The following is a 5,110-nucleotide window of genomic DNA, read 5'->3' on the forward strand; positions in this document are numbered from 1 at the left end:
CAATTTTTCTGGATCGTCACTGTATCACCCATGCCATCAAGATCTCTGGCGTTGGAGTGCGCGGATCAACCCGCGCGATGATTAGGTCTTGAACCTGCGCGGACAACCAAACGCCCGCGGCCGAAATATCAAACGCGCCGGCGCTTGCGCGGGCGGCAACCGTTATGCGGTATCGCGGTCACGTCGCGGATCGAGGTGACGGTGAAACCTGCCGCCTGCAGCGCGCGCAACGCCGATTCGCGGCCCGAACCCGGACCTGCCACTTCGACCTCCAGGGTGCGCATCCCGTGTTCCTGCGCCTTCTTGGAAACGTCTTCCGCAGCCACCTGCGCCGCATACGGCGTCGACTTGCGCGACCCCTTGAAACCCATCGTTCCGGCGGACGACCAGGCGATGGTGTTGCCCTGCGCGTCGGTGATGGTGATGGTGGTGTTGTTGAACGACGAATTCACATGCGCGATGCCGGACGCAATGTTCTTGCGTTCGCGGCGGCGCACGCGTGTCGCAGCTTCCTTACCCATTGTCAGCCTTTCTTGTGATCTCAACGCCGCCGTAATGCCAGCGGCTCCACCAGCGAGTGGCGAACGGCAAAGCAGCGATAGAAACCACTATCCGCTGTTTCCGCTCGCTTATCGCTTTCGTTACTTCTTCTTGCCGGCGATCGACTTGGCCGGCCCCTTGCGGGTGCGCGCGTTGGTATGGGTGCGCTGGCCGCGCACCGGCAAACCGCGGCGATGACGCAGACCGCGATAGCAGCCGAGATCCATCAGCCGCTTGATATTGATGCCGACCTCACGGCGAAGATCGCCTTCGACGAGGTAGTCGCGATCAATGACTTCACGAATCTGAAGCACTTCCTGGTCGGTCAGTTGCGCGACACGCCGATCCGCCGGAATCTTGACCTTCTCGATGATCTCGGCGGCATTCTTCTGACCGATGCCATGAATGTACTGAAGCGCAATGACGACGCGCTTGTTGGTCGGGATATTCACGCCGGCAATACGGGCCACAGACTTTTCTCCTGTCACCGGCCCTCGATGAGCCGGCCTTTCCTTCGATATTTCAGGCGGGTATCCTCAAACACGAACACGACGCCCGACCCGCTCAATCCTGGGGCCCGGCATCGTCTCAAACGATCCGCTGGATGACCGCTTATTAGGGATTTAGTATCGTTTCGTCAACCGTTTCGCGCCATTTGCTCGCTTTTTCGTGACTTTTTTGACCGCCTTTTTGCTCGCTCTCCCCTGCCGGTTCCCCATCCGGAACGACAAACCGTCGGGGCGATCAGTGGATTGAACACGCTTCCCGGGATCGATTTCCCGGCGGCCTTACCACCTGCGGACGCCGAATTTCGACATCGGCACCCCCGACCGCCTCAGGACCCGGCGGATATCCCGCGTGACGTCCTCGACGGCCATCATGCCGTCAACGGTCAGCAGCTTGCCGCGCTCCGAATAGTAGCGAATAAGCGGCTCGGTCAGCGTGCGATAGCTCGCCAGGCGTTTCGAGAGCACCTCGGGGGTATCATCAGAGCGCACCTGCTCTCCCCGCGCCGTCATTTCCGCGACCCGGCTCTCCACGCGCTGCAACAACGCGCGTTCATCGACACGAAGCTCGATAGCGGCGTCGAGATTGAGCTTCTTTGAGTCGAGCAACTCGTCCAGCGCCTCGGCCTGCGGCACGGTGCGCGGAAAGCCGTCCAGGATGAAACCGCGTGCCGCATCCGGCTGATCGAGCCGATCGGAAATGATGCCGATGACGACGTCGTCGGGAACCAGCCCGCCGCTCGCCATGATGTCCTTCGCCTTGAGGCCGACCGGCGTGCCGGCGGCGACAGCCGCGCGCAGCATGTCCCCGGTGGAGAGCTGAACGATTCCGTAGTCGTGGATCAGGCGTTGCGCCTGGGTTCCCTTCCCTGCCCCCGGCGGTCCGAGAAGAATCAGTCTCATGACGAAATGCCCCCTCGCCGGTTGAGCGAGCGGCCGCGCACCCGCGTTTCGATATTGGGAACGGGACACATCAGCGCCGATCCTCACGCAAACTCATAAGCCACGTTGCCCCAGGCGATCAATGACATACCAAGCACCGCGGCGGAAGGCTGCCATGAATTATGCTCGCCTCAGTTGGATCACCGTCGGCGGTAAGGGCCCGTTCCTGCGCGGAGACACGCAGAGCTGCGTCTTGCAAGAGCCCGACCGGCGCAAATGGGACTGACTGTGCGGCGCGCCAAAATTACCGACGCCGTCCCCTCAGCTTGGATTTTTTGATGAGCCCTTCGTATTGATGGGCCAGCAGATATCCCTGCACCTGCGACACCGTATCCATCGTCACGCTGACGACGATCAGGAGCGAGGTGCCTCCGAAGTAGAAGGGCACCGCCGCGTAGGAAATCAGAATCTCCGGAATCAGGCAGACAACCGCGAGATAGATCGCCCCCGGTACGGTGATGCGCGAGAGCACGTAATCGATGTATTCAGCGGTGCGCTCGCCCGGCCTGATGCCCGGAATGAAGCCGCCGTGCTTCTTCAGATTGTCCGCGGTCTCGGTCGGATTGAAGACGATCGCGGTGTAGAAGAAGGTGAAGAACACGATCAGCGCGAGGTAGAGGATCAGAAACAGCGGGCGGCCGTGGCCGAGCTGCGTCGTCACCCACTGGAACCACTCCGGTCCCTTGCCCGCGTTGAAATTCGCGACGGTGGTCGGCAGCAGCAGCAGCGACGACGCGAAGATCGGCGGGATCACGCCCGAGGTATTGAGTTTCAGCGGCAGATGCGAGGACTGTCCCTCGAACATCTTGTTGCCGACCTGGCGCTTCGGATACTGGATCAGCAGCCTGCGCTGGGCGCGCTCCATGAACACGATGAAAGCGATAACGGCCACCACCATGATCAGAACGATCAGGATGATTCCGGTCGACAGCGCGCCCTGACGGCCGAGCTCCAGCATGTTGGCGAGAGCGGACGGCAATTCGGCGACGATGCCGGCCATAATGATGAGCGAGATGCCGTTGCCGATACCGCGCGAGGTGATCTGCTCGCCGAGCCACATCAGGAACATGGTGCCCCCGGTCAGCGTGATCGCGGTCGAGACCAGAAAGAACATGCCCGGATTGCTGACGACGTTACCGGCGCCCTGAAGACCGACGGCGATGCCGTAGGACTGGAAGAACGCCAGCACCACCGTGAGGTAGCGGGTGTACTGGTTGATCATCTTGCGGCCGGCTTCGCCCTCCTTCTTGAGGGCCTCGAGCTTCGGCGACACGGTGGTCAACAGTTGCAGGATGATCGACGCCGAAATGTACGGCATGATGTTCAAGGCGAAGATCGCCATGCGGTCGATGCCACCGCCGGAAAACATGTTGAACATCCCGAGGATGCCGCCGGCCTGGGAGTTGAAAACCTTCTGCCAGACCGTGGGGTCGATGCCCGGCAGCGGAATGTAGGTACCGAGCCGGTAAACGAGCAGCGCACCCAGCGTGAACCAGATGCGCTTCTTCAGCTCGTCGGCTTTCGCGAACGCCGAGAAATTAAGGTTCGCCGCCAGCTGTTCCGCTGCTGAGACCATATTCAGCTTTCTCCCGCGCCAACCTTGCCGTCATGCTCCGCGGTGGGCACTCGGCAGACATCAAACCCCTTGTGGTGCTCGGCTCTCGATAAATCTACCATTCGCAAGTCTGGTGTCGCACGCCAAAGCAGGCGATGACGCAGATGTTACGCCGCCTCGCCCTCGTCCTTTTTCGACGCAAGGATTTTCACCGAGCCGCCAGCCTTCTCGACCGCCGCGATCGCGGACTTCGAGGCGCCATGAACCTCGATCGTGAGCTTCGCCTTGATCTCGCCGCGACCGAGCAGACGGATACCGTCCCTGGCGCGCCGCACCACGCCGGACTTCACCAGCGCCTCGGCGTTGACGGTCTCCTTCGCGTTGATCGAACCGGCGTCGATCGCAGCCTGGAGCCGGTCGAGATTGATCTCGGCAAATTCCAGCCGGAAAATATTATTGAAGCCGCGCTTCGGCAGCCGGCGATGCAGCGGCATCTGGCCGCCCTCAAAGCCCTTGATGCGCACGCCCGAGCGCGCGGTCTGGCCCTTGCCGCCACGGCCGCCGGTCTTGCCCTTGCCGGAGCCGATACCCCGGCCGATCCGCATACGCTTCTTCCGCGAGCCTGCGTTGTCGGCGATATCGCTGAGTTTCATTGTCGCGTCCTCGTCATGTCCGCCGTGCCGGGCTCTCCGGCCATCCACGTCTTTGTCCCGGCATCTGGCCGGGCGTGACGGCAAATCGTTACTTCTCGTCGATCACCCTGACGATGTGCTGAACCTTCGCGATCATGCCGCGAACCTCAGGCGTGTCCTGCAACTCGGAGATCCGGCCGATCTTGTTGAGCCTGAGCCCGATCAGCGTCGAACGCTGCGCGTGCTGGCGGCGGATCGCGCTGCCGGTCTGCTCGACCTTGATCGTCTTTGCGGCCTTATTCGCAGTCTTGGCCATCGTCCTCACTCCAAAAGCTGTCCGGCTGGTTGATCGGACCGGCGACGACCGCCGCTCCGGCTCAGCCTCGTTATTCGGCAACCGCTTCGACGTCGCCGCCGACGCGGCGCGCCTGCAGCGTGGATACCTTGATGTTGCGGCGGGCGGCGACCGAACGCGGCGAATCCAAATGCTTCAGCGCGTCGAAGGTCGCGCGAACCATGTTGTAGGGGTTGGATGAGCCGACCGACTTCGCAACCACGTCCTGGATGCCGAGCGTCTCGAACACGGCGCGCATCGGACCGCCGGCGATGATCCCGGTGCCGGCCGGCGCGGCGCGCAGATAAACGCGGCCTGCGCCGTGACGACCTGCGATGTCGTGATGCAGCGTCCGGCCCTCGCGCAGCGCCACGCGCGTCAGATTGCGCTTGGCCGATTCCGTCGCCTTGCGGATCGCCTCCGGCACTTCGCGAGCCTTGCCGTGACCGAAGCCGACGCGGCCCTTCTGGTCGCCGATCACGACCAGCGCCGCGAAACCGAACCGCTTGCCGCCCTTGACGACCTTCGCCACACGGTTGATGTGGACGAGCTTGTCGACGAACTCGCTGTCGCGCTCCTCGCGATCCCTGCTCCGTTCGCG

Annotated in this window: 6 protein-coding genes and 1 pseudogene; all 7 read right to left on the minus strand. The window is 62.5% G+C overall.

Going from position 1 to position 5,110, the window contains the following annotated elements; all coding sequences use genetic code 11:
• Positions 1–128 precede the first annotated feature (128 nt).
• Positions 129–521, minus strand: coding sequence for a 30S ribosomal protein S11 (gene rpsK, locus BGN91_RS05955; RefSeq protein WP_292611394.1), 393 nt, complete (start codon positions 519–521; stop codon positions 129–131).
• A 120-nt stretch (positions 522–641) separates the two neighbouring features.
• On the minus strand, positions 642–1,010 hold the full coding sequence (gene rpsM / locus BGN91_RS05960) for a 30S ribosomal protein S13 (protein WP_292611395.1): 369 nt from the start codon (positions 1,008–1,010) through the stop codon (positions 642–644).
• Positions 1,011–1,376: 366 nt separating this feature from the next.
• Positions 1,377–1,949, minus strand: a pseudogene (locus BGN91_RS05965) (adenylate kinase); the annotation flags it as partial.
• 283 nt (positions 1,950–2,232) lie between these two features.
• Positions 2,233–3,564 (minus strand): preprotein translocase subunit SecY, encoded by a 1,332-nt coding sequence (gene secY, locus BGN91_RS05970; RefSeq protein ID WP_292611398.1) that lies wholly within the window; start codon positions 3,562–3,564, stop codon positions 2,233–2,235.
• A 146-nt stretch (positions 3,565–3,710) separates the two neighbouring features.
• Positions 3,711–4,196, minus strand: a complete 486-nt coding sequence (gene rplO / locus BGN91_RS05975) for a 50S ribosomal protein L15 (protein WP_292611400.1) — start codon at positions 4,194–4,196, stop codon at positions 3,711–3,713.
• 88 nt (positions 4,197–4,284) lie between these two features.
• Positions 4,285–4,491 carry a 50S ribosomal protein L30 gene (gene rpmD / locus BGN91_RS05980; protein ID WP_292611402.1) on the minus strand — a complete coding sequence of 69 codons (207 nt, stop codon included), beginning with the start codon at positions 4,489–4,491 and terminating at the stop codon, positions 4,285–4,287.
• Between the two features lie 70 nt (positions 4,492–4,561).
• The coding region (gene rpsE, locus BGN91_RS05985; protein WP_292611404.1) for a 30S ribosomal protein S5 at positions 4,562–5,110 on the minus strand (549 nt) is incomplete at its 5' end.

Origin of the sequence: Nitrobacter sp. 62-13, assembly GCF_001896955.1 — a bacterium.
In the GTDB taxonomy this organism is placed as follows: domain Bacteria; phylum Pseudomonadota; class Alphaproteobacteria; order Rhizobiales; family Xanthobacteraceae; genus Nitrobacter.